Origin of the sequence: Shewanella sp. TB7-MNA-CIBAN-0143 (assembly GCF_040310065.1) — a bacterium.
Lineage (GTDB): Bacteria > Pseudomonadota > Gammaproteobacteria > Enterobacterales > Shewanellaceae > Shewanella.
Genome location: NZ_JBEOPL010000149.1, coordinates 1 through 243, shown reverse-complemented (window position 1 = coordinate 243; position 243 = coordinate 1). Strand labels below are relative to the sequence as shown.

The window sequence follows — 243 nt, the reverse complement described above, 5'->3', positions numbered from 1 at the left end:
GGGTAATACAACGACAAAGTGAGCATTTAAGAAGCCTGATTAATGATGTGCTTGATTTAAGTAAAATCGAAGCAAACAGGCTAGAACTTAACATTAGCTGTTTTGATATGGTGCGATTGATCAACGATGTTCATGCTATGTTTTCTCCACAAACTAAAGCGAAAGGCTTGTCACTGATATTAGAGAGTCAGTTAGGTGATACCTATTTTACGCGGCTAGATTTAACTCGAGTAAAACAAATAC

1 protein-coding gene is annotated in these 243 nt (G+C 36.6%); it reads left to right on the top strand.

Annotation, left to right across the window (positions count from 1 at the left end; translation table 11 throughout):
• Window positions 1-243: sensor histidine kinase (locus tag AAEY97_RS21480; RefSeq protein ID WP_502959481.1), on the top strand; the 243-nt coding region annotated here is incomplete at both ends.